At 53.5% G+C, this 26174-nt stretch carries 23 protein-coding genes and 4 tRNA genes; 14 read left to right on the plus strand and 13 right to left on the minus strand.

Annotated features, from left to right (window positions below):
* Window positions 1-41: 41 nt before the first annotated feature.
* A complete protein-coding gene (locus SOJ49_RS15115; protein ID WP_369855327.1) occupies window positions 42-791 on the minus strand; it encodes a transporter in 750 nt (249 codons plus the stop codon).
* Between the two features lie 257 nt (window positions 792-1048).
* Between SOJ49_RS15115 and SOJ49_RS15120 the strand changes: the two genes are divergently transcribed.
* From SOJ49_RS15120 to SOJ49_RS15135, 4 genes are all read left to right on the plus strand, one after another.
* Window positions 1049-3100, plus strand: a complete 2052-nt coding sequence (locus SOJ49_RS15120; RefSeq protein ID WP_369855328.1) for a beta-propeller domain-containing protein — start codon at window positions 1049-1051, stop codon at window positions 3098-3100.
* A gap of 122 nt (window positions 3101-3222) precedes the next feature.
* Window positions 3223-4800 carry a VWA domain-containing protein gene (locus SOJ49_RS15125; protein WP_369855329.1) on the plus strand — a complete coding sequence of 526 codons (1578 nt, stop codon included), beginning with the start codon at window positions 3223-3225 and terminating at the stop codon, window positions 4798-4800.
* Between the two features lie 314 nt (window positions 4801-5114).
* A complete protein-coding gene (traF, locus tag SOJ49_RS15130) occupies window positions 5115-6725 on the plus strand; it encodes a conjugal transfer protein TraF (protein WP_369855330.1) in 1611 nt (536 codons plus the stop codon).
* A 135-nt stretch (window positions 6726-6860) separates the two neighbouring features.
* Window positions 6861-8090: a multifunctional CCA addition/repair protein gene (locus SOJ49_RS15135; RefSeq protein WP_369855331.1), complete on the plus strand. Its 1230-nt coding sequence runs from the start codon at window positions 6861-6863 to the stop codon at window positions 8088-8090.
* An 8-nt stretch (window positions 8091-8098) separates the two neighbouring features.
* On the opposite strand, the gene folK is transcribed toward SOJ49_RS15135, so the two are convergent.
* The 3 genes from folK to tsaD are packed head-to-tail and all read right to left on the minus strand — an operon-like array spanning window position 8099 to window position 10022.
* Complete coding sequence (gene folK, locus SOJ49_RS15140) at window positions 8099-8617, minus strand: 2-amino-4-hydroxy-6-hydroxymethyldihydropteridine diphosphokinase (protein ID WP_369855332.1); 519 nt, start codon at window positions 8615-8617, stop codon at window positions 8099-8101.
* A complete protein-coding gene (gene folB / locus SOJ49_RS15145) occupies window positions 8618-8971 on the minus strand; it encodes a dihydroneopterin aldolase (RefSeq protein WP_369855333.1) in 354 nt (117 codons plus the stop codon).
* Window positions 8964-10022 carry a tRNA (adenosine(37)-N6)-threonylcarbamoyltransferase complex transferase subunit TsaD gene (gene tsaD, locus SOJ49_RS15150; protein WP_369858079.1) on the minus strand — a complete coding sequence of 353 codons (1059 nt, stop codon included), beginning with the start codon at window positions 10020-10022 and terminating at the stop codon, window positions 8964-8966. Before tsaD ends, folB begins: the two co-directional genes overlap by 8 nt.
* Before the next feature lie 250 nt (window positions 10023-10272).
* Here tsaD and rpsU point away from each other — a divergent pair, with 250 nt between their 5' ends.
* The 7 genes from rpsU (at window position 10273) to SOJ49_RS15185 (ending at window position 16737) form a co-directional block, all read left to right on the plus strand.
* Window positions 10273-10488 carry a 30S ribosomal protein S21 gene (rpsU, locus tag SOJ49_RS15155; protein ID WP_369855334.1) on the plus strand — a complete coding sequence of 72 codons (216 nt, stop codon included), beginning with the start codon at window positions 10273-10275 and terminating at the stop codon, window positions 10486-10488.
* A 29-nt stretch (window positions 10489-10517) separates the two neighbouring features.
* Window positions 10518-10964, plus strand: a complete 447-nt coding sequence (locus SOJ49_RS15160) for a GatB/YqeY domain-containing protein (RefSeq protein ID WP_369855335.1) — start codon at window positions 10518-10520, stop codon at window positions 10962-10964.
* 122 nt (window positions 10965-11086) lie between these two features.
* Window positions 11087-13006 (plus strand): DNA primase, encoded by a 1920-nt coding sequence (dnaG, locus tag SOJ49_RS15165; RefSeq protein WP_369855336.1) that lies wholly within the window; start codon window positions 11087-11089, stop codon window positions 13004-13006.
* Between the two features lie 214 nt (window positions 13007-13220).
* Window positions 13221-15044, plus strand: a complete 1824-nt coding sequence (gene rpoD, locus SOJ49_RS15170) for an RNA polymerase sigma factor RpoD (RefSeq protein ID WP_369855337.1) — start codon at window positions 13221-13223, stop codon at window positions 15042-15044.
* A 143-nt stretch (window positions 15045-15187) separates the two neighbouring features.
* Window positions 15188-15264: transfer RNA gene (locus SOJ49_RS15175), tRNA-Ile, on the plus strand.
* A gap of 391 nt (window positions 15265-15655) precedes the next feature.
* Entirely contained in the window at window positions 15656-16192 is a 537-nt protein-coding gene (locus SOJ49_RS15180) for a hypothetical protein (protein WP_369855338.1), read from the plus strand.
* A gap of 65 nt (window positions 16193-16257) precedes the next feature.
* Window positions 16258-16737 carry a YaiI/YqxD family protein gene (locus SOJ49_RS15185; protein WP_369855339.1) on the plus strand — a complete coding sequence of 160 codons (480 nt, stop codon included), beginning with the start codon at window positions 16258-16260 and terminating at the stop codon, window positions 16735-16737.
* On the opposite strand, the gene SOJ49_RS15190 is transcribed toward SOJ49_RS15185, so the two are convergent.
* Window positions 16734-17423 carry a GGDEF domain-containing protein gene (locus SOJ49_RS15190; RefSeq protein ID WP_369855340.1) on the minus strand — a complete coding sequence of 230 codons (690 nt, stop codon included), beginning with the start codon at window positions 17421-17423 and terminating at the stop codon, window positions 16734-16736. The two genes, SOJ49_RS15185 and SOJ49_RS15190, sit on opposite strands and share 4 nt — an antisense overlap.
* Before the next feature lie 208 nt (window positions 17424-17631).
* Here SOJ49_RS15190 and SOJ49_RS15195 point away from each other — a divergent pair, with 208 nt between their 5' ends.
* Both SOJ49_RS15195 and SOJ49_RS15200 read left to right on the plus strand, forming a co-directional pair.
* Complete coding sequence (locus SOJ49_RS15195) at window positions 17632-18429, plus strand: methyltransferase domain-containing protein (RefSeq protein WP_369855341.1); 798 nt, start codon at window positions 17632-17634, stop codon at window positions 18427-18429.
* The gene (locus SOJ49_RS15200; RefSeq protein ID WP_369855342.1) at window positions 18426-18977 is read left to right on the plus strand and encodes a DUF523 domain-containing protein; all 552 of its coding nucleotides are present in this window, start codon (window positions 18426-18428) and stop codon (window positions 18975-18977) included. The genes SOJ49_RS15195 and SOJ49_RS15200 overlap by 4 nt, the downstream gene beginning before the upstream one ends.
* 203 nt (window positions 18978-19180) lie before the next feature.
* Here the strand turns inward: SOJ49_RS15200 and SOJ49_RS15205 are convergent.
* The 6 genes from SOJ49_RS15205 to alaS all read right to left on the minus strand — a co-directional run bounded on the left by SOJ49_RS15205 (window position 19181) and on the right by alaS (window position 24109).
* A tRNA-Arg gene (locus tag SOJ49_RS15205) sits at window positions 19181-19257 on the minus strand.
* Between the two features lie 41 nt (window positions 19258-19298).
* A tRNA-Arg gene (locus tag SOJ49_RS15210) sits at window positions 19299-19375 on the minus strand.
* 77 nt (window positions 19376-19452) lie between these two features.
* Window positions 19453-19543 (minus strand) — tRNA-Ser (locus SOJ49_RS15215).
* Between the two features lie 68 nt (window positions 19544-19611).
* Complete coding sequence (gene csrA, locus SOJ49_RS15220) at window positions 19612-19806, minus strand: carbon storage regulator CsrA (protein WP_303434927.1); 195 nt, start codon at window positions 19804-19806, stop codon at window positions 19612-19614.
* A 187-nt stretch (window positions 19807-19993) separates the two neighbouring features.
* On the minus strand, window positions 19994-21235 hold the full coding sequence (locus SOJ49_RS15225) for an aspartate kinase (RefSeq protein WP_369855343.1): 1242 nt from the start codon (window positions 21233-21235) through the stop codon (window positions 19994-19996).
* Between the two features lie 246 nt (window positions 21236-21481).
* Window positions 21482-24109 (minus strand): alanine--tRNA ligase, encoded by a 2628-nt coding sequence (gene alaS / locus SOJ49_RS15230; protein WP_369855344.1) that lies wholly within the window; start codon window positions 24107-24109, stop codon window positions 21482-21484.
* 243 nt (window positions 24110-24352) lie between these two features.
* Here alaS and SOJ49_RS15235 point away from each other — a divergent pair, with 243 nt between their 5' ends.
* Complete coding sequence (locus tag SOJ49_RS15235; protein WP_369855345.1) at window positions 24353-24556, plus strand: DUF2892 domain-containing protein; 204 nt, start codon at window positions 24353-24355, stop codon at window positions 24554-24556.
* Window positions 24557-24579: 23 nt separating this feature from the next.
* On the opposite strand, the gene SOJ49_RS15240 is transcribed toward SOJ49_RS15235, so the two are convergent.
* Window positions 24580-25146 carry a regulatory protein RecX gene (locus tag SOJ49_RS15240; protein ID WP_369855346.1) on the minus strand — a complete coding sequence of 189 codons (567 nt, stop codon included), beginning with the start codon at window positions 25144-25146 and terminating at the stop codon, window positions 24580-24582.
* Window positions 25121-26164: a recombinase RecA gene (recA, locus tag SOJ49_RS15245; protein ID WP_369855347.1), complete on the minus strand. Its 1044-nt coding sequence runs from the start codon at window positions 26162-26164 to the stop codon at window positions 25121-25123. Before recA ends, SOJ49_RS15240 begins: the two co-directional genes overlap by 26 nt.
* Window positions 26165-26174: the final 10 nt, after the last annotated feature.

Consider the following 26174-nt stretch of genomic DNA (forward strand, 5'->3'; position numbering starts at 1 on the left):
GAATAAAATCAACAGCCTGCTAAATAGCCACATCCATCCCGTCAGAAAACAGCGCTGAGGCCCGTCCCCCAGCGCGAGGTACGACCGACATTCAGGCTGAGATAGGGCGACCAGCGCCGCCCAAACAGCGTCATGCCATGTCCGACACTCATCACGTGACGACTCGGGTCTTGTCTGCGGCTACCCGTGCGCCCCTGATAGCTCAGGTTCCAGCCAGCATGACCCAGCCCCGCTCCCCAGGTCAGACCATCCTGCAAATCATAGTAATCACTAGCGCCGCGCCAGCGATAACCCAAAGCGTACCAGGGCACCCAATCTCCCCACTGAGCCAGCGCCCGAAGGCCAATCTCTTCGTCCACGCTGCCGGTGCCCAGACCAGCAGCTGCATCGGCGGTGGGCAACTTCACCTTGGCCCGAACATCCCACCAGTGCTGCCAATGCCGTCGTTGCCCCAGCCGGGTCATCGAGACCCAGGTATCCGCCAGACCACTGGCACTATCGGATTGTAATACCCCCAGAGTGGCACGAATACGTACCAGCGGCGCTTCGACCGGCAGCGTTTTTCCCAGTGTCAGCGTCCAGGACTGCCAGCGTTGATCCGTCTCCGGCACATCGGCCAGGCCGGTGTGATAACCCAGCGTTGCCTGCAAGGGGGCTGACTGGGCCTCAACCGTGCTGGTGCTGACAATACCGACAAGCAATCCACACAGGTACAAGCCAGCCTGTTTCACCGGCTTGGCTGTGCTGAATATGCCGACTCGACTCACCGAACCGTTGATAACTCTACCCATATCGTTGTCCCGTATCGCTGTCCCTGACCATTCACATCACACCAGTGCACCAAAAATACACATCCCGAAAACACACCAAAAAACACACCAAAAAACACACCAAAAAACAGACTCAAAAAATAACAGAGCAAGGACGCCAGTCTACCAGTCCGCTATGTAACACTTTTATGAAATTTATCTTGCCGGATTGAAATGGGAAATTTTCCCATATAACCTGAACAATAATCGAACCAACGATCCCGCAGAGGCATCCGATCATGGACAGAGACGTCATAACCCATTTCCGCACCATCGCAACGACGGTGCTGATCAGCGCTATCCTCACTGCCTGCCAGAGCGATAGTGACAGCAAGGGTGTGAATCTGGATACCGAACTGAAAAACGCCACCACATTGGAAAACTACCTCAAACGCGGTTATATCAATCAATATTCAGAGTCGACCAATGCCAGCACCGAAGTCGACACCGCGGCACCAGCAACCGACACAGATACCAGCGCCGATGACTCAACCGGTGGGAATTACTCCGTAACCAACACCCAGGAAAGCGGCGTCGACGAAGCCGATCTGGTCAAACAGAACGGCAGCTACCTCTATGCCGTCCAGCAGCCGCTGCCTGCCTGGCTCGACCCCAGCGGCACAACAGCACCCAAAATTCTCAGTTGGGCCACCCACACCAACCCGGTCAGTAGCAGCCTGCAAGGCAGCGTCACGCTGGCGGGAGCTTATGACGTAGAAGGTTTGTATTTGCAGGACAACCGGCTGATTGCACTGACCCGCTCAGGGCTCGACCCCAGCCGCAACGATCTCGCCACAACACGGGCATCAGACAGCTACTACAACCCCTGGTACTGGCAGTCGTACAGCACCGATGTCCGCGTACTCGACCTCAGTACACCCGCTCAGCCAAACCAGAATTATCAACTGAGTATCGAAGGCTATCTGATCAGCAGCCGTGTGATAAATGGCCAGCTGTATATGGCAACCAAGTTCACCCCGACGATCAGTCCCCCCGACAACAGCAATGAGTATGGCGATAACGTCTCGATTGCCAGCTGGCAACACACCGTGCTCGACACCCCTCTGAGCGAGCTGTTACCACGGATCTGGATCAACGGTGAACAAACCGGACACCTGTTCGAAGATGGCAACTGTCACGTACCCGATCTGGCTCAGGGAGGCTATCCCAGCATCGTCGCACTGGTGCGAATCAACCTGAATAACCCGACCGACTGGGAGGCCAGCTGCAACAGCGGTCGTATCACCGGAGTCTACGCCTCAACCGACGCGTTTATTATGACGGGTTACGACAATAGCCACTGGGATAGCACCCGCCTCGACTGGTACACGCTCGATGGTCTGACGCTGAAAGCCAGTGGCACAGTACCTGGCACACTGGACGGCAGCATGCCCGGCTTCCGCCTTAGCGAACAAGACGGCAACCTGCGTATTCTGACTTCCAGCTGGAACTGGTGGTTCTGGGAAGACGTGCTCATCGACGACGTTGCCACCCTGGAGTCCAGCTCCAGCACCACGGCTGTCGCCGCCAACAGCACCGATCTGATGGAAAGCAGCGACTGGCAACACCGCCTGTTTATCGTCACCCCCGCCAGCGATGGCACTCTGGATCTGATCTCACAGCTACCCAACGCCAGCCGCACCACCGTGATTGGCAAACCGGGAGAAGACGTCAAAGCGGTGCGTTATCGCGGTGACCGCGCTTATGTGGTGACTTTTCAGCAAACCGACCCGCTGTACGTGCTGAATCTCAGTGATGCCAGTGATCCCTTCGTGGAAGGCGAACTGGAGATCACCGGGTTCTCGGCCTACCTGCATCCGCTGTCCGACTCACTGCTACTGGGCATTGGCCAGGACGCCGACAGCAGCGGTCGCACAGCAGGCCTGAAACTCACCTTGTTTAATACCTCGGATGCTGCCAACCCGACGGCGATCAGTAGCACCCGACTGGGTGGGCGCGGCTCCAGCGCCGACATTCTCCAGGATCACCACGCCGCCAGCTTTCTGGCGACCGACAGTGGGGTGCGCTTGGCGTTTACCTGGTCTCATTACGACGAAAACAACGGCTATCAATGGCTAGGCGACAAGATCTATATCGCCGACATCAACACCAGCACCCAAACCCTCACCGAAATACTCAACACCAACTACCTCGAACCCAACGACGAAAGCTACGCCAACTACTGGTACAGCTATCAATACACCCGAGTGCCATTACAAGCCGATGGCCTGCATCTGGTTAACAACGGCGAGGTAACCTCCGGCTCAGTCACGGATTGGACTGCACAATAAGCCGCCAGACTAAACCAGCGACCGCAAGCACATCAACGGCAGACCCAGGTTGCTGACGGAGTCTGCCGTCCTCTTTCTAACAAGACTCTTTTACGGCTCTTTACCACAAAAGGACTTTCGCCATGATCCATAACCACCAGACCCGAGCTCGCCACCAGACTCCAGTACACCACTGGAGAGCATTGTTATTAACAAGCCTGCTACTGGCCGCTTGCGGTAGCGACGAACAGAGTGACAGTTCATTAACCTCGTCCCCGCAAATTGGCAGCGCTACCGAAGACAGTTTGGCAGAAACCTCTTTGCCCGATGAACCAACCTCCGAAATCGACACCACGGATCTGAGTTACTTCTATTTTTCTTATGACGACTCCGCCAGCACCGCTTCCCGTGATCTGACGCTCTTTTACCTCGACCAGGGCCAGACACCGCTGGCCAACTGGGGTCGGGCTTACGAATACCTCAATGCAGAAACCTTTGGTGCCTTCAACAGCCAGACGGTGGGACCATTTGAGGTCTCTATCGGTGCCTACAACACCACTGCCAGCGAGTTGATGGTCAACTCGGAGCACGCGTATTTCACCGCCCTCGGTATTGATATACAAGGCCCAAGCCTGACCAAAGACGCGCGTGACAATCTGGTGTTAACCCTCCTGGTCGACACCTCCGGCTCCATGGACAGCCCTTTCTACAACGGTACATATGAAACCATTGATGGCCTCGATACCCGTATCGAGCTGGTGAAATACGGCCTCGATAAACTGCGTTTCAGCCTCAAGGCCGGCGATGTCGTGAATCTGGTCGAATTCAATACCGCTGCCAGCACCCTGCTCGAAGGCTGGCACTACGACCTGGACTCAGGCTCAGATACTGTCAATACCGCAGCACTCGCCAACTACTTCGACCAACTGGTGGCCAATGGCAGCACCAATCTGGATGCCGGTATTCAACAAGCCTACCGCGTTGCCTTACGAACCTTCGATGCCAGCAAGGACAACCGCGTCATCATGCTGACCGACGCCTACGCCAATACCGGTGAAACCAATGTCGATGTCATTGCTAACAACCTGACCCTCAATGATCAGGAAGGCATCTATTTTTCCGGCATTGGGATTGGCGCGGACTTCGACTCCGATTTTCTGGATGAACTGACCGACGCCGGTAAAGGCACCTACTCCGCCATGGTGACACCGGCAGACGCCAGCCGCCTGTTTGGCGACGGTTTTATGCGCTTTGTCGATGTCGCCGTACGAGACGTGCTGTTTATGCTCGACTACCCACAAAACTGGGAGCACAGGGTATCGGCAGCTGAAGAATCTTCCACCGACGCCGACGCCATCCAGACCATCAACTACTCCTACAACAGCGAACAGTTTTTCTTTGAAGCCTTCTCCGCCGATACAGAATTTGCCAGCAGCGATGAAATTACCCTGCAGATTCGCTGGAAAGATAACGACGGCGTGACCCAACAAGACAGCCTGACCGTCACCATGGGCGACATACTCGACACCGGAACCAGCCAGATTCAGGCCGCTGCCGCAGTGACTGCACTCGCAGAACTGGTTTCTACCAACACCCACTGCAGCGATATAGCAGCATCAGGGTTACTGACGTTAAATAACGAGCATGACACCTATCTCCGTTACAAAACCGCCATCGAAGATTACTGCTCAATCACCAGCGACGTTCACTACGCTGACTGATAGGTCATTTTAATCTCACTATCACTATCACTATCACTAACCCGGAGCGCGGGCAGCTTGCCCGCAATTCAAGACAACCGCAGCCTGCGGTGATTATTCTTTAAGCAATGACCGTGCAAGACAAAAAAAAAATAGCTAAGATTATGGAACTTTGTTGCTAGCCCAGAAACACCAGCCCCACGCGATGGCCACACCCCTGCAATGCACCTGGTGCAACCACCGGTCGCCTTGAGCGCAAAGGCAGTGCAGACCTGTCCAGGGAATGGTGCCAATACGACCAATCAGATCAACAACATGGATTCAGGATCAGGACTATGACAAAACGTTCACTGCTTGCCGTAACGATTGCCACACTGGGGGCCGCCAGTGTCCAGGCGACTCCTTTTTTGCCGATGGATGCCCGCGGCCTGGCGATGGGTAACACCGGTGTTGCCAGCGCCCAGCGCGCCCATGCGCCATCCTACAACCCGTCGCTGCTGTCGCAGGCAGAACACGATGATGATTTTGCCATTCTGATTCCACAGTTTGGTATTTCAGTAGCCGATGAAGCGGAAATGTACGACACCTTTGTCGATATGAACGATGATTTGATACCGGAATTTGAAGCCCTGTTTGATAACGCGGAAAGCGACAACTTCGACAAGCACATCGAAGCGCTGGATCAGGCTTCCCAGGCTTTATATGACGCTCTGAACGGCCTGTCGGCTACGGACGTTAACAATGTCGATGCCACCATCGCCAATCTGCGCGCCAAAAATGCCGATTTGCAAACCGCCCTGACCACAGTGACTGCGGATATCAACGACGTCGACAACCTGACGGATCAACTGACCAGCGACCTGAACTCGGTTTCAGGCAACCCGCTCAGCGGTCGCCTGGGTGCTTCAGCGGCAATCGCCTTTCCGGGCAAACGCTTTGCCGCCGCCATCAGTCTTTCTGGTAACGTTACCTTTTCTGGCCGGGCCTACTTCAGTCCGGAAGATAACAACCTGATCAATGGGTACGCTGATGCCGCCAACGGTTACGCCAGCGATGCCCAAACGCTGACGACCGACTTTGATACCTTGCTGGATGGCGCAGAAAACGGTGATGTGACCGAAGCCCAGTTAACAGCCATTACCGATCAGGCTCAGTCCACCAGCAACTATACGTCGGACACCATCACTACCGCATCGGGTGACATCAGCATTATCGAAGATGGGCAACTGAGCTCTGAAGCTGAAGACGCCGACTTGAACTCCCGTCTGGAGCTGGTTGGTGTTGCGGTCTCTGATCTCGGTGTTTCCTTTTCCCGTGAATTCAGCTTCTGGGAGAAAAAAATCGCCATTGGTATTACGCCAAAATTGCAACGCGTCATCACTCTCCACTACGTCACTGAAGCCGACTACGATGGTGATATTGATGAGCAGGATCTCGAAGATTCCTCCGAAACCTTTAACCAGTTTAACGTCGACCTTGGCGCTTCGTTCCGCTTTGGCTCCACCAACAAATGGGTATTTGGTCTGGTCGGTAAAAACCTGATCAGCAAAACCTACGAAACCAAACCCGCCGAAGTTCGTGGTGCGGTTGTGACCACCTATCAGGACGGCCCGGAAATTTCACTGAAGCCGCAATACCGCGCGGGTCTGGCCTTTAATGGCGACTGGACAACCGTCGCCATCGACGTTGACCTCACGGAAAACGACCCGATTGCCTGGGAAAACCCGACCCAATACGCCGCCATTGGTGCAGAATTTGATGTCTTTGATACCCTGCAGCTACGTGCCGGTTACCGCACCAATCTGAGTGTATCTGATGCTGAAGTCGCCTCAATCGGTTTCGGCTTCTCGCCATTTGGATTACATATCGACATCGCCGCCATGGCTAACCCTAACGATGTCGAAAAAGAAGCCGGTGTCGCACTGGAAACCGGTTTTTACTTCTGATACACGCCCTGGCGTTTCCAGCAGGAAACCTCAGGTGCACGATTAAAACGCCAGCGGGTGACAAGCCCGCTGGCGTTTTTTATGCTTCCGATCTGGCAAATCAGGCTTCCGCACGCTTTCAGGATAACAATCACCATGCAATCTTATCTGGTCGGCGGTGCCGTCCGCGACGCACTGTTGGGTATTCCGGTCAAGGATCGGGACTGGGTCGTGACAGGCGCAACACCACAGCAGTTAGTTGATCTCGGCTACGAACAGGTTGGCGCAGACTTCCCGGTCTTCCTGCACCCTCAAACTCACGAGGAATACGCCCTGGCGCGTACCGAACGCAAGTCTGGCAAAGGCTATCAAGGCTTCGAGTGCCGCTTCAGCCCCGACATTACGCTGGAACAAGACCTGCTACGCCGTGACCTCACCATCAACGCCATGGCGCAACGGGATGACGGCAGTCTGGTCGATCCCTACGGTGGTCAACAGGATCTGTACAACCGCCTGCTGCGCCACGTATCACCGGCCTTTATGGAAGACCCGCTGCGGGTATTACGCGTAGCCCGCTTTGCTGCTCGTCTGGCCCCGCTTGGTTTCACGGTGGCGGACGAAACACAAACATTGATGCGCGATATGGTGAATGCCGGAGAGCTTGATCACCTGGTACCAGAACGGGTCTGGCAAGAAACCCAGCGTGCCCTGCAGGAAAAGCAGCCTGCCACCTACTTCCAGGTACTGCGCGACTGCGGCGCGCTGAAAGTCTGGTTCGCAGAAATTGACGCCCTGTTCGGTGTTCCTCAGCCGCCACAACACCATCCAGAAATCGACTGCGGCGTACATGCCCTGATGTCGTTAAGCGCCAGCGTCCCGCTGTCTGACCAGGTAGCAGTCCGCTGGGCAGCACTGACTCACGATCTCGGCAAGGCACTCACGCCGCCGGAAGAATGGCCCCGCCATATCGCTCATGAAGCACGGGGTGTCCAGCCTGCCAAACAACTCGCCAAGCGCCTGAAAGCACCCAAAGACGCTGCCGAACTGTCGGTACTGGCCAGCCAGTGGCACACCCATGTACATCGGGCACAGGAGCTGCGGCCGGAAACCTTATTGAAGTTATTGGATGGCGTGGACGTGTGGCGCAGGCCGGAACGGTTTGAACAGCTCCTGCTGGTCGCCAAAGCGGATTCCAGAGGCAGAACCGGGTTTGAACAATGTGACTACCCGCAAGTGGAATACCTGCAGCAAGCGCTCCAACAAGCCCTGACCATCACGGCGAAAGACGTAATGGTCAATGGCATAACCGGCGCCGAGATTCGTCCGGCATTGGCAGAGGCCAGAAAGGCCTGCCTGGGAAGCTGGAAAGCAGCTCAGGTCTGCTGACCGGAGATTCAAGCAGGTTGCTGTTTGCAATACGCCACTTGAAAATCAGCGGGAGGGACTATCTGCTCAAGTGGCTGTGAGGCCAGGGCTGGCCAGAAACTGTCAAAGCGCTGGAGACTCGATGGGCAACTCAGTTCAGGTTCAATATCCAGCAATGGCCGCAACACAAACGCACAACGCCGGATATCCCCCCGTGGCAGGGAATGTCCTTCGTACTGACCGACCAGATCGTCATACAGCAACACATCGACATCCAGCGTGCGCGATGAAAACTTCACCGCATCCGGTGCCCGGCCAAAATCCAGCTCCAGCTGTTTCAGTACGCGGCCCAACTGCGGCAAGGATAAATCGGTCGAGACCTTGACCACCAGGTTGATAAACGCCGGACCATCGAATCCCATCGCCGGAGAACGATACCAGGGAGAAATTTTCTCCAGCTGCAGCTTGGCGCTCAAGACTCGAAGGCCATCGGTGATATTACGCTCGGCTTGCTGATTGGAGCCAACCCCCAAATAGACAATGGCCAACTAGAATACCCCACGTTCGATTTTAAGCCCCACCGCCCGCGCTTGCGGAACAACGGCCGGTTTTTCCACCCGAATAGACAACCAGGGCATACCGAATTCCTGCAATAGCCCAGCAGACAAGCGTTCCAGCAGCGATTCCAGCAACTGAAAATGCTGCTGCTGCACAAAACGCTCAATGTATTCCGTCACCGCCTGATAGTTCAACGCGAAAGTCAGATCATCGGTTGCGGCCGCCTGGCGAATATCCCAGGCCATCTCCAGATCAAACACCAGCGGTTGGCGCACCTGTTTTTCCCATTCATACACACCAATGACCGCATCCACCTTGAGACCATCAATAAAGACCTTATCCATCCACCGCCTCCGCACCAACGGAATGTGCGACCGCAGGCAAATCCACCAATGGCCAGCGCGGCACCACCGCCACTGCCAGATCCGAACATTGACCAGCGGCCAACCGCTGTGCTCCGGCGTAAGCAATCATGGCACCGTTATCGGTGCAAAATTCTGGCCGGGGATAATACACCGCCCCGCCCATCGCTTCCGCAGTCACTCGCAGCTGTTCACGCAAACGTACATTCGCCCCAACACCACCGGCTATAATCAGGCGTTTGATACCGGTTTGTTGCATCGCTCGCTTGCACTTCAGCGACAAGGTATCCACCACTGCCGCCTGAAACCCGGCAGCAATATCGGCCTTGTCGGTATCGGCCAGCACGCCATCCACCGCCAATGCCAGAATTTTGGTACGAGTAAAGGTTTTCAGACCGCTAAAGCTGAAATCCAGCCCCGGACGGTCTGTCATCGGTCGCGGAAACGCAAATCGCTTGTCGTCTCCGGTTGTTGCCAGTTTGCTCAGTGCCGGGCCGCCAGGGTATGACAAACCCATCATTTTTGCGGCCTTGTCAAAGGCTTCACCAGCAGCATCATCGAGTGATTCACCCAACAAGGTATACCGACCAATGCCATCGACCTGTACCAGCTGGGTATGACCACCCGACACCAGCAGAGCAACAAATGGAAACGGCGGCGGGTTGTCTTCCAGCATTGGAGCCAACAAATGGCCTTCCATATGATGTACACCAATCGCAGGTTTACCCAAGGCCCAGGCCAGACTGCGCCCAAAACAGGCACCGACCAGCAGAGCACCAACCAGACCTGGCCCGGAGGTATAAGCAATGCCGTCGAGATCGCTCACCGTGATGCCAGCTTCTGCCAGTGCTTCGTGAATCAGCGGCATGGTCTTGCGGACATGGTCACGCGACGCCAGTTCCGGCACCACACCACCATATTCGGCATGTACTGCTATCTGGGAATACAGTCGATGCGCCATCAACCCGTGCCGGGTATCATAGACGGCGATACCGGTTTCATCGCAAGACGTCTCCAGACCCAATACAATCACGCCAAACCCTTCAACACATTCATTTACCTGCTCCTGATTTTGATCGACCAGCCTCAAGAACACCTTGCAGCGGCCAACAAGCCGCCCATAATACGGCCCAGTCGATCGAAAGCCAACCAAACAGACCGTCAAGGCTTTGCATTCCACTGTAAAAAACATTAGAATGCCCGCCCTCTAACTGGGGTCCATGCAGGAATATCCTGAATCATCGGCCTCGACCAAAGAATTCAGCTAAAACGTAGGTGATTGGATGCCAGCTGTAAAAGTTAAAGAAAACGAGCCATTCGACGTAGCACTGCGTCGCTTCAAGCGTGCCTGTGAAAAGGCCGGTGTACTGTCTGAAGTACGTCGTCGCGAACACTACGAAAAGCCAACCTGGATCCGCAAGCGCCAGGCAGCTGCAGCAGTCAAGCGTCATTTGAAGAAAGTACAGCGCGAATCACGTAAGCTGGTTCGTCTCTACTGATTTTGTTCTGAATAACCATAGGAGCCACCATGAGTACTCTGGTTGAACAGGTAAAAGCGGCAGTAAAAGATGCCATGCGCGCCAAGCAAAAAGATCGTCTGGGTGCGTTACGCATGCTGACCGCCGAGTTCAAACGGGTCGAGGTGGACGAGCGTATTGATGTTGATGACGCCCGTGTTCTGGTTATTCTCGACAAAATGACCAAACAACGTCGTGACTCTCTTGCCCAATATACGGCAGCAGGTCGCGATGAGTTGGCAGCAGTTGAGCAATTCGAAATTGACGTGCTCAGCGAATTTCTGCCAACGGCTCTGAGCGAAGATGAGCTGAGCCAGCTCGTTGCTGATGCCATTGCACAATCCGGTGCTGCCTCTGTGCAGGACATGGGTAACGTTATGGGCATCCTCAAACCACAGGTGCAAGGCCGCGCAGATATGGCGCAAGTCAGCCGAATGGTGAAATCCCAACTCGGTTAAGCGGCTGGACAGACACCAACGCCAGAGTCAAAACGCCACTTTTTCACAGTGGCGTTTTTTATTTTCTGCTACCTTCATTTACTCTATACCGCAGGTGTAGTTATCTACGGGCTGAAAAATCGATGGCGGGCCGAATTCCACAGGCATTTATTGATGAACTGCTCTCACGCACCGACGTTGTCGATGTGGTGGACAGCCGCGTCAAACTCAAGAAGGCAGGGAAAAACTACTCTGCTTGCTGCCCGTTTCACAACGAAAACACGCCATCCTTCACCGTCAGCCGTGAAAAGCAGTTCTACTATTGCTTTGGCTGCGGCGCATCCGGTACGGCATTAAAGTTCGTGATGGAATTTGACGGCCTGAGCTTTCCTGATGCCGTTGAAAAACTGGCCAGCAGTGTCGGACTGGATGTCCCTCGCGACCAGCAAAGCCAGGATATGGAACGTCAGCAGCAAGAGCAGCAACCACTCTATCGACAACTGTCCCTTGCCGCCGATTTTTTTACCCGCCAACTGCGCCAGCATGACCAACGCCAGCGGGCGGTCGACTACCTTAAAGGCCGGGGGCTGTCGGGCAAGGCGGCAAAATTTTTTGCCATCGGCTACGCACCACCCGGCTGGGACAACCTGATCGGCAGCCTCGGTACCACACCTGCTGATGTCAAACAACTGGTTACCTCTGGCATGCTGATCGAAAAAGACGATGGCCGTCACTATGACCGCTTTCGCGATCGCATCATGTTTCCGATACGGGATATTCGTGGCCGGATCATTGCCTTTGGTGGTCGGGTACTGGGCGACGACAAACCCAAATACCTGAACTCACCGGAAACTCCGGTATTCCAGAAAAACAAGGAACTTTACGGCCTGTATGAAGCGCGCAAGATTCGCCAGAAGCTGAACCGCATCATGATCGTAGAAGGCTATATGGATGTAGTGGCACTGGCCGAATACGGTATTCACTATGCGGTTGCGACCCTGGGCACAGCCACCAGCGAACACCATCTGCGCCGCTTGTTCAAACTGGTACCTGAACTGATTTTTTGCTTCGATGGCGATCAGGCCGGTCGAACCGCAGCTGCCAGAGCCATGGAAACCGTACTACCCATCCTCGAAGATGGTCTGCAAGCACGCTTCCTGTTTTTACCTGATGGCGAAGATCCAGACACCCTGGTACGCAAGGAAGGCAAGGAAGCCTTTGAAAAACGCCTGAATCAATCCCGGCACCTGCCGGAATTCCTGTTTGATTACCTCAAGCAACAGGTCGATTTCGACAGCCTCGATGGCAAGGCACGACTGGATCAGCTGGCGGCCCCGCTGATCAGCAAAATCCCGCGCGGCACACTGCGCGATCTGATGATTGCGGAACTGGAAAAACAACTGGGTGTTCACAGCCGGGCAATGGACAAAATCAACGCCGCCGATACAAGCGGTGCCAACCAGATCCATCCCCAGCAGCCAGCCACTGAACCGCTCCCTGAAGCTGACTATTATGCGCCAGACAACACCCCCAGCTGGCTGACCGAACTCGACAGTGACAACCTCGACAACCGCAGCGGCAACAGTGACAACAAAAATAGCCAGCGTCTGATACCCGTAGTCGAGCGCGCCCTATCTGCTCTGGTACGCAACCCGGTTCTCGCCAGTCAGCTTGATACTGTCGAATTTGAACCCTTCACCGACCGGGAGCGACTTTTATTGGAAGTCGTAAAGAAGCTGCACCAGTCACCACAATCCAGCAGCATAGGCTTGCTGATCCAGTGGATTGGTACGCCCTTCCATGCCGAACTGACGCGTATTGCCAACCACAATGAAACGCCAGTCAAACCCGTTATCGCCGAAGTCAGCAATGCCATCAAACGCCTCTCAACCCGCCAGACAGAGAGTGAATACCAGTCACTCCTGGCCCGCTACCACAGCAAAGAGAGCCGCCGACAAATGAGTTCCGACGAGATACAACAGCTCAAAACCTACCAACGCCAACGCCGCGAACTCACAGCCGGGCGTGGTGAGATTTACCTGAATAATCCACATCAGCGCTAGACCAGGTCTATGCTGCTTGAAAAAACAACCATTCATCCCCATATGGATAAGCCGTTCCAGAAATGCCCCGACTCAACCAACCGAGTCATTGTTGTATATTTTATTCACAGCCCGGATGGAACCCATCCCGTTGGCTCTGGCCTAAAACCGGTCAAAAAGATATACTTCGGCGCTTTTCTTGCCACGCCTGATACCAACGGATCACAGGGCCCCTATGTCAGCGAATACCCAACAGTCCCGATTGAAAGAACTCATTGCCAAAGGTAAAGAGCAAGGCTACCTCACCTATGCTCAGGTGAACGACCATCTGCCAGATGACATTGCCAACCCTGATCAGGTTGAAGACATCATCCGTATGATTAACGACATCGGTATTCCGGTATCGGAAGTGGCTCCCGATGGTGAAACCCTGTTCATGAACGATGCCGCCGATGATGCCGCTGCCGAAGAAGCTGCGGCAGCACTGGCATCGGTCGAAAGCGACGTTGGCCGCACCACAGACCCTGTCCGTATGTATATGCGTGAAATGGGCACCGTTGAGCTGCTGACCCGCGAAGGCGAGATTGTGATCGCCAAGCGTATCGAAGAAGGCATCCGTGAAGTGATGTCGGCGCTGTCTTACTACCCAGGTGCAGTGCAGACCATCCTCAAGGCATTTGCAGATGCCGATCAGGATCCGAACCGCATTGGCGATATCTTTAATGGCTTTATCGACCCATCCGATGAAGACCCGGAACCAGGCCCGCAAAGCGGCCCTGATGCCGTTGTTGAAGAAACAGACGACGCAGCGACAACAGACGATGACGACGATTCCGAAGCGGAATCCGGTATCGACCTGACCGAGGTCAACCGTCGCTTTGAAGAAATCTACGACGCCCACGAAGCCGTGCTCGCCTCGATTGAAAAACATGGTCGCGCCAGCAAGGAATCCGAAGCGGCACTGTTAGCGTTGGCTTCCGTGTTTGCACCGATCAAGCTGTCGCCCAAACACTTCGAAAACCTGGTGACCAATGCCCGCGAAGCACTAAACGCCATCCGTACCCAGGAACGTCAAATCATGATGATGATGACGCGCAAGTGCGGTATGGATCGCAAGGACTTCATCAAGTTCTTCCAGGGCAACGAAGTCGACAATGACTGGATTGAAGGCCTGATCGCCTCCAACAAGCCCTACTCGAAAAAACTCGACACCTACAAACTCGATATTTTCCGCGCCCAGCGTAAAATACATGCCGTCGAATCCCGAGTTGGTCTGAGCATTCCTGAAATCAAGGAAGTCAACCGTCGTGTCTCCATCGGTGAAGCTCGTGCCCGTCGCGCCAAAAAAGAAATGGTCGAAGCTAACCTGCGTCTGGTTATCTCGATTGCCAAGAAATACACCAACCGTGGCCTGCAATTCCTTGATCTGATCCAGGAAGGCAACATCGGCCTGATGAAAGCCGTCGACAAGTTCGAATACCGTCGTGGTTACAAGTTTTCTACCTATGCAACCTGGTGGATTCGTCAGGCCATTACCCGTTCGATCGCCGACCAGGCACGCACCATCCGTATTCCGGTGCACATGATTGAAACCATCAACAAGCTGAACCGTATCAGCCGCCAGATGCTGCAGGAAATGGGACGGGAACCAACGCCGGAAGAATTGGCTGAACGCATGGAAATGCCGGAAGACAAGATCCGCAAGGTACTGAAAATCGCCAAAGAGCCCATCTCCATGGAAACGCCGATTGGCGACGATGAAGATTCGCACCTGGGAGATTTTATCGAGGATGCGCACTCCGAATCACCGATGGACACAGCCACCAACGACGGCCTGACCGAAGCAACCCGCTCCGTTCTGTCCGGCCTGACGGCTCGTGAAGCCAAGGTACTGCGAATGCGCTTCGGTATCGACATGAACACCGACCACACTCTGGAAGAAGTCGGCAAACAGTTCGATGTCACCCGCGAGCGTATTCGACAAATCGAAGCCAAGGCACTGCGCAAACTGCGCCACCCCAGCCGCTCTGATCATCTGCGCAGCTTTATCGACGAATAGTCCTATAACGACAATCGTCACCCAGAAAAACCGGCCACGCGCCGGTTTTTTTATAGTGGGTCTTTGCATAGTCAGCGGCACGCCTCTATAATCAGCGCCCTGTTTTCGCAGTAATCATTCTGGCCGTTCAGCCAGAAGCAGAAGGGCCTTTAGCTCAGTTGGTTAGAGCATCCGACTCATAATCGGCAGGTCCCCAGTTCAAGTCTGGGAAGGCCCACCACTATATTATTAAAATCAGTCAGTTATATTTGAATCACAACAAGCAGCAGCCCTGTTGCAGATGTTCTGCTGGTGTCAAATCCAGTCATGGGGCCAGCTCTCCCGGCTTCTACCGAATACAAATAATCACTCTTCAGAACAGCAAAGATTACCAAGCGCTCCAGACAGCCTCATGGATTCCAGCGCTTGCTCTCACTCATTAACACCCTCCTGATGACGGACAGCTCCCCCATCTACTTATCCCATTCATGTCACATACCTGATTGCCACCTCAGACCTCCCAGCCGATTTACTCGCTGAGAAAAGCTACAAACCAGGCAGAGGTGGTTATACATTTACCGCTTACCCTCTCTGTAGTAGGGTTTAGCCACTTGAATCAGGGACGTCACTGTATGTCTGCACCTGGCATCGTATTGGTGGCCAACAAGGCGGGTTGTCTCGACGATTTCTCTGCCAGCTTGATGCCGCTACCTGAATTTGAAGCAGCGCTGCGTCCTGCCATGGACAGCGAACTCCCCTTGTTTGTCGTGTTATCTGCCAGCAATCGCTTGTGGGAATCGCGACTGGACGAGCTGGATATTGCCTGGGGAGTATGTCCTGATGCCCAACAGGGGGTTGATCATTGTGTTGCCTTTGGCGTTCACAGTAATCAGGATTGGAATGGCTGGCTGATTGACCTGGCACGCTCACCGGGTGCGAGTACTTGCGTTTATAAGGCCTTGGCTGGATCCATCAGCCAATTTCCGATCGCCAGTGCTCAGGGAACGGCAGGCAATCGCGATTACCCGATTGCTTTTCAAAGCCGGTTTGGCTTCAGTCTGATGAATCCGGGTAACAATTTTCTGACACGGGCGTTGGCAACCCAGGAAAACAAGTCTCAGCTATTGTGGCTGAACCTGTCACTGGCGCAAACAGTGGACGATATTTAATGGACAGGCACGCGAGCACAAGAAACGCTTGCCAGATTTTACTGTAGAGACTGGATACTTATCTATTGAACACCAATGAACAACCGGCCTGTATCTGGGTTGACGCTGACGCAGCACCTAAAGCCATTCGCGAGATTCTGTGCAAAGCCGCCGTACGGACGCAAGTCCATATCTGGTTTGTCGCCAACCATGCCTTGCCACTGCCCAAGTCCGAATGGATTCACAGTCGTATCGTGGCGGCGGGGTTTGATGTTGCGGATAACTCAATTGTCCAAAGCGCCCGCCCCGGTGACCTGCTGATCACCCAGGATATCCCCCTTGCCGCCGAAATTCTTGATCTCGGCGTCGATGCTATCAATCCACGCGGCGAGCCATACAACCGGGAAACCATTCGCCAACGTCTGAATATGCGGGACTTTATGGAAACCCTGCGTTCAAGTGGCATCCAAAGCGGCGGACCAGCCGCTTTTGATCAGCGCGACAAGCAATCATTTGCCAACAGCCTTGATCGCTGGCTGGCAAAACAGGTAAAGGCAAAGCGCTAACCACCGTCAAACAACGATCTCATTAAGTCTTTTTCGTCTTGAGTGACATGACTGGTTACCGCCGTATCCACCTCATAGCAGACCCGGTTACGGCCGGCTTGTTTGGCCCGGTAAAGCTGGATATCGGCTTTTTCAATCAACTTTCCGGGAGTCTGTAATGCGCCTGCCGCCATCGCCGTGACTCCAATGCTGGCACTCACTGTCAGGTACTGGCCATCGATATTCAGTGCCTGCGCCGCAATATTTACCCGTAATCTTTCTGCCACCGCGCGCGCCGCCAAAAGCGATGACCCCGGTAATACAATGGCAAACTCCTCGCCGCCATACCGGCACGAAATATCCAGTCGGCGCGTTGTCTCCAAAATCACATGAGAGGTACTTTGCAGCACTCGGTTACCCACCTCATGACCCCAGCAGTCATTAACCCGTTTGAAGAAATCCAGATCCAGCATCATCAATGATGTCGACAAACCGGTACGTTCCGTACGCTCAATTTCTGTTGCCAACGCTTTCAACAAATAACGGAGGTTGTACAAACCCGTCAGAGGGTCTGTCACGGCTTGCTGACGCAGAGTAACCAGCTCGGTTTGAAACCGGCAAATACCTGATGACTGGCATTGCCAGGGATTTTCTACCGCCGCCACAAGGGCAGCAGCACCCGTTTGTTCCGCTGCTGAATCATTCATACAATCGCAATCCTGAATTTGACCCATTCAGTGTAGAAGGCGAAGCGGCTCACGTCGAAAAAACCCGGTCTCCCCACTTAACAATCACACCGAACCCCGCCAACACCGATTTGTAACCGTCACCAACCCATATCAATTGCCACTGCAGAGATGTCATCCTTTGCGACATAGCGCTAGACTCGCCCAAACCATGGCATACGATACAGTAATGAGCACACAACGCCCGATTGATAGCGGCAACCAGATTCCCGACCGTAATTTCGACGATATCGCCGCCCGATTTAGCAAGACGATTTACGATACTCCCAAAGGCCAGCTGCGTCTGGCCGCCCTGCGACAGGATTTTGCCGATCTGGATATTCCCCTGCAGCAATGCGAGGTTCTGGATCTTGGCGGCGGACAAGGGCAATTTGCGCTGGAACTGGCCCGGCAAGGTGCCAACATTCATCTTTGCGATATTTCAGCAGCCATGCTGTCCTTAGCGCAGCACAGCTTTGCCACAGCAAACCTGCCACTCAAAAGTGCCTGCTGCCCCCTGCAAACCGCTGCCGCTGTATTTCCCGGCCAGTTTGATGTGGTAGTGAACCATGCAGTGCTTGAGTGGCTGGAGCAGCCTTACGACGCCCTGGAAACGATTTGCCATTTTGTTAAGGAAGACGGCTGGTTGTCACTGATGTTCTACAACCTCCACGGCCATCAATGGCGCCAACTGATGAATGGCCGAACCCATGCGCCAGAAGGTTCTAACGATCGTCTGCGCCGGGAAGGTAATGCTCCTCAACACCCTCTCGACCCCATAAAAATTATGGATGAGCTGAGAGCAAACGGCTTTGAAATATTACGCTGGCGCGGTATTCGCTGCATTCATGATCATATGCATCAGAAAATTCGTGAACGTATTGGTCAACCTTCGGTTAACCAAGCAGACCTGGAGTTTGGCCTGCAAGACCCCTACCGCTTGCTGGGCCGCTATATTCACGTGGTGGCAAAACGAGCAATCCCATGAAAATTCTGGTATCGGCCTGCCTGCTGGGTCAACGCGTCCGCTATGACGGTGCCGATAACGCTGCAAAGCTGGCGCACCAGCAGACTGTTCTTGAGCAATGGCATCAGCAAGGCTGGCTGATCCCGGTATGCCCGGAAGTCGCTGGCGGTTTGCCAGTACCCAGACCTGCGGCTGAAATCGCCGGCGGCAATGGTGCCGAGGTATTGGCAGGCCAGCGTCGGGTACTGACACAAACCGGTGACGATGTTACCGAATTTTTCCTCGCCGGTGCCAGGCACACACTGATATACGCCCAGACCCACAACGCCAAAGCGGCACTGCTGGCAGCACGGTCGCCGTCCTGTGGGCCAGACAGCACCTATGACGGTAGTTTCAGCAAACAACTGACCGCCTATAGCGGCATCACAGCTACCCTGCTGAAGCAACACGGCATCGCCTGCTTTTCTCCAGACAGTTTTGAGCAATTGCTGGAATGGGTGCAACAACAGCAAGACTGGGTTGACTCAGGCATTGAAAATAAAAAATTCGGATATTGGGAAATATTTTGAAGCGAATGCGTCGAAAAGACATTGCTGAAATGGTGCGCTCGGGAGGATGACGAATGCCTTGCAGGCCGTCGTCGCAAGCTCCGACGTTTTCTCGCTGCGCTCGAATCGAACCGGATGAGGCACGAATCTCCGGCGCTTGGACGGTAATACTTACAGAATTTTTTAATTGCCGAAGCGAATGCTTCGAAAAGACATTTCTGAAATGGTGCGCTCGGGAGGATTCGAACCTCCGACCACCTGGTTCGTAGCCAGGTACTCTATCCAGCTGAGCTACGAGCGCACATCAGAAAAGCAAAACACGATTGGATTCATTCAGTAGAATGGTGCGCTCGGGAGGATTCGAACCTCCGACCGCCTGGTTCGTAGCCAGGTACTCTATCCAGCTGAGCTACGAGCGCACATCGTGGGGCGCGTATTATATTAAGGAAACTTTAATAGTCAACTGTATATAAACGCTCTGCAGAAGCAGAAAACGTGGCGGAGAGAGAGGGATTCGAACCCTCGATAGGGTATAAACCTATACACCCTTAGCAGGGGTGCGCCTTCAGCCACTCGGCCATCTCTCCAGATCACGGCGCGCATGATACCACGTTATTTAGAAACTTAAAGAAAAAAATGCTATTAAATTGAGGCCTTAGTAGTTACCGGCCGATTCATCACCATCTTTTTCACGCTGAATGCGCTGATAAATCTCTTCGCGATGAACTGCGACTTCTTTGGGTGCATTCACACCAATACGTACCTGGTTTCCTTTTACTCCAAGGACAGTGACGGTCACTTCGTCACCTACCATTAACGTCTCGCCTACGCGACGGGTCAAAATAAGCATAGGGTTACTCCTGAAAATCCTGTTTATTGGTCTAGGGTGCTGTGGCGCTGAGCCCATTCTCTTCATCTAACAGTATTGACCATATATTCCATTATGATCAGAAAAAACCTGGGATGTTGAGAACGTTTGGTTATTAGGGCACCTTCCATGAAGGAAGGTTCCCTAAACAGACAGGAGCAGAACAAGCTCAGGTGCTAACCTGGGTTTCTTCTTCGGCATCCAGTCCGAACGCGGTGTGCAGCGAACGAACAGCCAACTCCAAATACTTTTCTGCAATCACAACCGAGATTTTGATCTCCGATGTTGTAATGACAAGAATGTTAATATTCTCATCGGCCAGTGTTTTGAACATTTTGCTGGCAACACCCGCATGAGAGCGCATTCCGACACCCACCATGGATACCTTGCAGATATCATCGGTACCAATCACATGGCGGGCTTTCAATTCTTTGGCCGTTTCTTTAAGAATCGCCATCGCCTTACTGTAATCATTGCGATGAACCGTGAATGTAAAATCCGTTGTACCATCATCCGATACGTTTTGAACAATCATATCGACTTCAATATTGGCATCGCTGATCGGCACCAGTATGCGGGAAGCAACACCGGGAATATCAGGTACCCCCTTTACAGTTACTTTTGCTTCGTCACGATTAAATGCAATGCCTGAAATAACGGGATTTTCCACGGAGCCATTCTCCTCCATTGTAATCAGTGTGCCGTTACCTTCCTTAAAGGAGGAAAGCACACGCAGCGGAACCTTGTATTTACCTGCAAATTCGACCGATCGAATTTGCAATACCTTTGAACCAAGACTGGCCATTTCGAGCATTTCCTCGAAGGTCACCTGCTCCATTCGACGCGCTGCCGGTACGACACGAGGGTCGGTTGTATAAACGCCATCAACATCGGTGTAGATCTGGCATTCATCCGCTCCCAGCGCTGCAGCCAGAGCAACCCCGGTGGTGTCGGAACCGCCACGACCCAGCGTGGTAATGTTGTTGTCGTCGTCAATCCCCTGAAAACCGGCCACAATCACGATCCCACCCGCATCAAGCTGGTTGCGCATGGATGTGGTATCAATATCTTCAATCCGGGCTTTCATGAATGAGCTGTCGGTTTTAATACCCACCTGCCAGCCAGTGTAGGAACGTGCACTGACACCGCGCTCTTCAAGCGCCATGGCGAGCAGGGCTATGGTTACCTGCTCCCCGGTTGAGACCAGTACATCCATCTCTCGAGGTGATGGATTATCAGAAATAGAGTTGGCCAGGCCAATCAGGCGGTTGGTTTCGCCACTCATGGCAGACACCGCCACCACAACCTGATGACCGGCATCGTGGAAGGACTTTACCTTGTCGGCGACCATTTCGATCCGCTCGACTGTACCGACCGACGTGCCTCCATATTTCTGTACGTATAGCGCCATGATGTAACAACCGGGGTTGACTAAACTAAAAAGGGCGCCAATTAAACAACAATTGTCATAAACAAGAAAGATACAGAGTGTATGGAAAACGTTACTGATTTCAGGACTGACTGATCTACTCAAGTACCCATACACAAACAGTGGATATAAAACGAGTGACGATGGCCATCCCGACACAGCCCAGAATGATAAAACGGGCATTAAAGCCCGTTTTATCATTCTTTGCAGTAATCGATTCCCAGAAAATCAGGCTACCGATTCAGCCCAGCGCTCAAACGCCGCAAGCGCATCGGCAATCCCTTCTGGCTTCTGCCCACCCGCCTGCGCCATTTCAGGCTTGCCACCCCCGCGACCGTCGACATATTCCGCACAGGCCTTGACCGCATCCCCGGCTTTGGCAGACTTGATCAGGTCTTTGGTCACACCGGCAAGCAGGGTGACCTTGCCGTCGTTTTCAGCGGCCAGCATGATCAACGCACTGCCCAGCTTGTTTTTCAGCTGATCCATGATAGTACGCAGAGCATTGACATCTGCACCATCCAGACGAGCGGCCAGAACCTTGATGCCCTTTATGTCTTTAGCCTGACCAGCAAGATCTGAACCGGCATTGCTGGCCAGCTTGGATTTCAACGCCTCCAGCTCTTTTTCCAGGGTCTTGTTGCGACTCAGTAATTGGTCAACTTTCTCACCAACGTTGTCGGTAGAGCCTTTTAATACCGCAGCAATTCCCTTCAGCGCCTGTTCCTGCTGGCCAACAAAGTCCAGTGCTGCCTGGCCAACAACCGCTTCTATACGACGGATACCTGCGGCGATACCGCTCTCGGAGCTGATTTTCAACAATCCGATATCGCCGGTACGCGCGGCGTGAATACCACCACACAGCTCAACAGAAAAATCATTGATGCCCATCGACAATACACGCACCTCGTCATCGTACTTTTCGCCAAACAGCGCCATGGCACCGGTTTCACGAGCAGCGTCGATATCCATCAAACGTGTCGTTACCGGTGTATTGGCACGGATCTGACGGTTAACCAGAGTTTCGATTTGCAGCAGCTCTTCTGGCTTGATCGCTTCGAGGTGGGAAAAGTCGAAGCGCAATTTGTCATAGGTAACCAACGAGCCTTTCTGCGCCACGTGTGACCCCAATACTGTACGTAACGCAGCATGCAGCAAATGTGTAGCGGAGTGATGCAAAGCTGTTGCCTGGCGTTTTTCGGCATCGACCGTTGCCGTCAGTATATCGCCCGCGACCACACGGCCTTCCACCAGTACACCTTGATGCAGGTGATTTTTACCTTCTTTGGTGGTGTCTTTTACCTGAAAAACCACACCCTTTGCGGTCAGAAAGCCGGTATCTCCAGCCTGACCACCGCTTTCGGCATAAAATGCGGTTTCGTCCAGTACCAGCGTGGCTTCATCACCGGCAAGCAGTTCGACTACGGCTTCACCGTTCTTGAACAGGGCTTTCACCGTACCGGTATTTTCCAGTGCGTCGTAACCACGGAAGGCAGTTTCACCGTCAATGGCCAGACCCGCGCCATAGTGAGCACCAAAGTTGCCAGCAGCACGGGCTTTTTCGCGCTGTTTGTTCATTTCTACGTCAAACCCGGCTTCGTCGACCTTGAGGTCGCGTTCACGGGCAACGTCAGCGGTCAAATCCAGCGGGAAGCCGTAGGTGTCGTATAACTTGAATGCCGTTTCACCCGGAATGGTATCGCTCTCGAGTGTTTCAATCGTTGCATTAAGAATCGCCATTCCCTTGTCCAGTGTCTTGGCAAATTGCTCTTCTTCCAGACGCAGTACTTTTTGTACATGCTCCGACAGCTCCGACAACTCTGGATAGGCCTCACCCATTTGCTCAACCAGCGCAGGAACCAGCGTATGGAAAAAGCCAACCGCTGCACCCAGCATATGACCATGACGCACAGCGCGGCGAATAATGCGGCGCAGGACGTAACCGCGGCCTTCGTTAGAGGGCAAAACTCCGTCGATAATCAGGAAGCTGGTAGAACGGATATGGTCGGCAATCACACGCAGTGACTTGTTCTCGGTATCCTGGCAACCGGTGGCATTCGCGGCGGCGGCCAACAATGCCTGGAACAGATCAATTTCGTAATTACTGTGAACCCCCTGCATGATGGCGGAGATACGCTCAAGGCCCATACCGGTATCAACCGATGGCTTCGGCAGTGGCACCATCTCACCATCAGGCTGGCGGTCGAACTGCATAAAGACGTTGTTCCAGATCTCGATAAAGCGGTCGCCGTCTTCTTCAGGTGACCCTGGAGGCCCACCCCAGATGTGCTCACCATGATCGTAGAAAATTTCGGTGCAAGGGCCACATGGCCCAGTGTCACCCATCTGCCAAAAGTTATCCGACGCAAAACGGCTGCCTTTATTGTCTCCGATGCGGACAATTTTCTCAGCCGGAATACCGACTTGTCGGTGCCAGATATCAAAGGCTTCATCGTCATCGGCATAAACGGTGACCATCAGTTTCTCGACTGGCAGGTTCAACCATTCTTTTGACGTCAGCAGCTCCCAGGCAAACTTGATGGCGTCTTCCTTGAAATAGTCACCAAAACTGAAGTTACCCAGCATTTCAAAGAAGGTGTGGTGACGGGCGGTATAACCCACGTTTTCCAGATCATTATGCTTGCCACCCGCACGGACACAGCGTTGCGATGAGGTGGCTCTGGTGTAACTGCGCTGGTCTTTTCCGAGAAATACGTCCTTGAACTGCACCATACCGGCGTTGGTAAACAACAAGGTCGGGTCATTGGCAGGAATTAAAGGACTGGATGGCACCACCTCGTGCCCCTTGGAGGCAAAGAAATCGAGGAATGCCTGGCGAATATCTGCGCTTTTCATACGAGGGCGTAATTCCGAAGGTTGGTTGCATCAAAAGCGGCAGTATAGCGGGTTGCTCCGCTTTGTCCGAGTCCCGCACACACTCCAAACCATCACCAGGGTATAAAACCCGGTAGAAAACACTTGACCTGACACTCAAACAATATAACCATAAAGGAATATTTGAATGACTTGCCAATGACCGAAAGCGCTTATTATGGACAGGCAAGTTCGTACTACACCCACAGACTTGAGGTTGTTGCCATGAATGTTGATCGTATGGTGTTTGCGTTTGCCGGATGCTTTATTTTATTGAGTCTGGCGCTGTCGCAGCTGCACAGTGTGTACTGGCTGTGGTTTACCGCATTTGTCGGCGTCAATATGCTGCAGGCAGCATTTACCGGTTTCTGCCCCTTGGCGATGATTCTGAAAAAGGTCGGTCTTAAAGCAGGTTGCGCGTTTTCCTGACACCGGTTTATTGACGCTGAGCATTATTCGCCCTGATCCTCGCTGTCTTCACAACAGGCATCCAGTGCGTATTGAATCTGATCGGTGTTAAATCCGCGATAGCTCAGAAAACGGTAAACTCGCGCCTTTTCTTTCTGATCCGCAAGGCGAACTCTGGCAAGTTCGCCACTCACTCCAAGTTTTTTAGCCGCTCCGGCTCGGGCCAATTCAAACCAGTCCAGCTCACAGCCTTCAAATGCCGTGCGCACGATGACGTCTGCTACGCGTCTCTGGCGTAGCTCCTGCTGAATGCGTAATGGCCCCTGCCCTCGTTGAAATCGGGTGCGCAAAAAAGACCCGGTAAAGCGTTCGTCGCTTTGCCAGCCACTCTGGGTAAAGTCATCAAGAATATCATTCAGTAATAATTCGAAGCGCACCCGCTCATCGCTGTCAATACGGTCATAAAAACGACGGGTCAGCTTGCTGTGCAATTCGTCGCGGCTGTGCTCGCGGCGGGACAATAAATCGATACCAGCCTGGCGCAGCTGCGGTCGCAGTTCAGCCAGGCTGATGGCAGGTAATAAATCAGTCAGCTTCGACTTCTTCGACATTGTCGTTGCCAGCACTTTGATTCAGGTTGGGAACAACGATCAGCTGGGCACGAATGCCGGCTTCAATTTCTTCGGCGATTTCTGGATGCTCTTCCAGATAGGCCGCCGCATTGGCTTTACCCTGACCAATCTTGTTGTTCTGATAGCTGTACCAGGCACCGGCTTTCTGCACCAGCTCACACTTCACACCCAGATCAATAATCTCGCCCATGTGGTAGATGCCAGAGCCGTACATGATCTGGAATTCGGCCTGTCTGAACGGTGGCGCAACCTTGTTCTTGACGACTTTGACTCGGGTCTCGTTACCGATGGCCTCGTCACCTTGCTTGACCGAACCGATACGGCGAATATCGAGGCGAACGGACGAATAGAATTTCAGCGCATTACCACCGGTCGTGGTTTCCGGGCTACCAAACATCACGCCGATCTTCATGCGAATCTGGTTAATAAAAATCACCAGACAGTTGGCATTTTTGACATTGCCGGTGATTTTACGTAACGCCTGAGACATCAAACGCGCCTGCAGACCCACGTGGCTGTCACCCATCTCACCTTCAATTTCAGCCTTCGGTGTCAATGCTGCCACGGAGTCAATCACGATGACATCGACAGCACCAGAACGTACCAGGCTGTCACAAATTTCCAGCGCCTGTTCGCCGGTATCAGGCTGGGATACCAGCAAACTGTCCAGATCAATACCCAGCTTTTCAGCGTACAAGGGATCCAGGGCATGCTCGGCATCAATGATAGCAACCGTCTTGCCCTGCTTTTGTGCCTGGGCCATGGTCGACAAACAGAGGGTGGTTTTACCTGAGCTTTCCGGGCCATAGATTTCAACAATACGGCCCATGGGCAGACCACCAATACCAAGTGCAATATCGAGTCCGAGCGAGCCGGTAGAAACAGCCGGAATTGCTTCACGAGGCTGCTCGCCCATCTTCATGATGGCGCCTTTGCCAAACTGGCGTTCGATCTGACTCAGAGCAGCGTCAAGGGCTTTTTGTTTGTTCGCGTCCATTGAATGTCCT

It is taken from the genome of Candidatus Thalassolituus haligoni (assembly GCF_041222825.1).
Taxonomy (GTDB): Bacteria; Pseudomonadota; Gammaproteobacteria; order Pseudomonadales; family Oceanobacteraceae; genus Oceanobacter; species Oceanobacter antarcticus.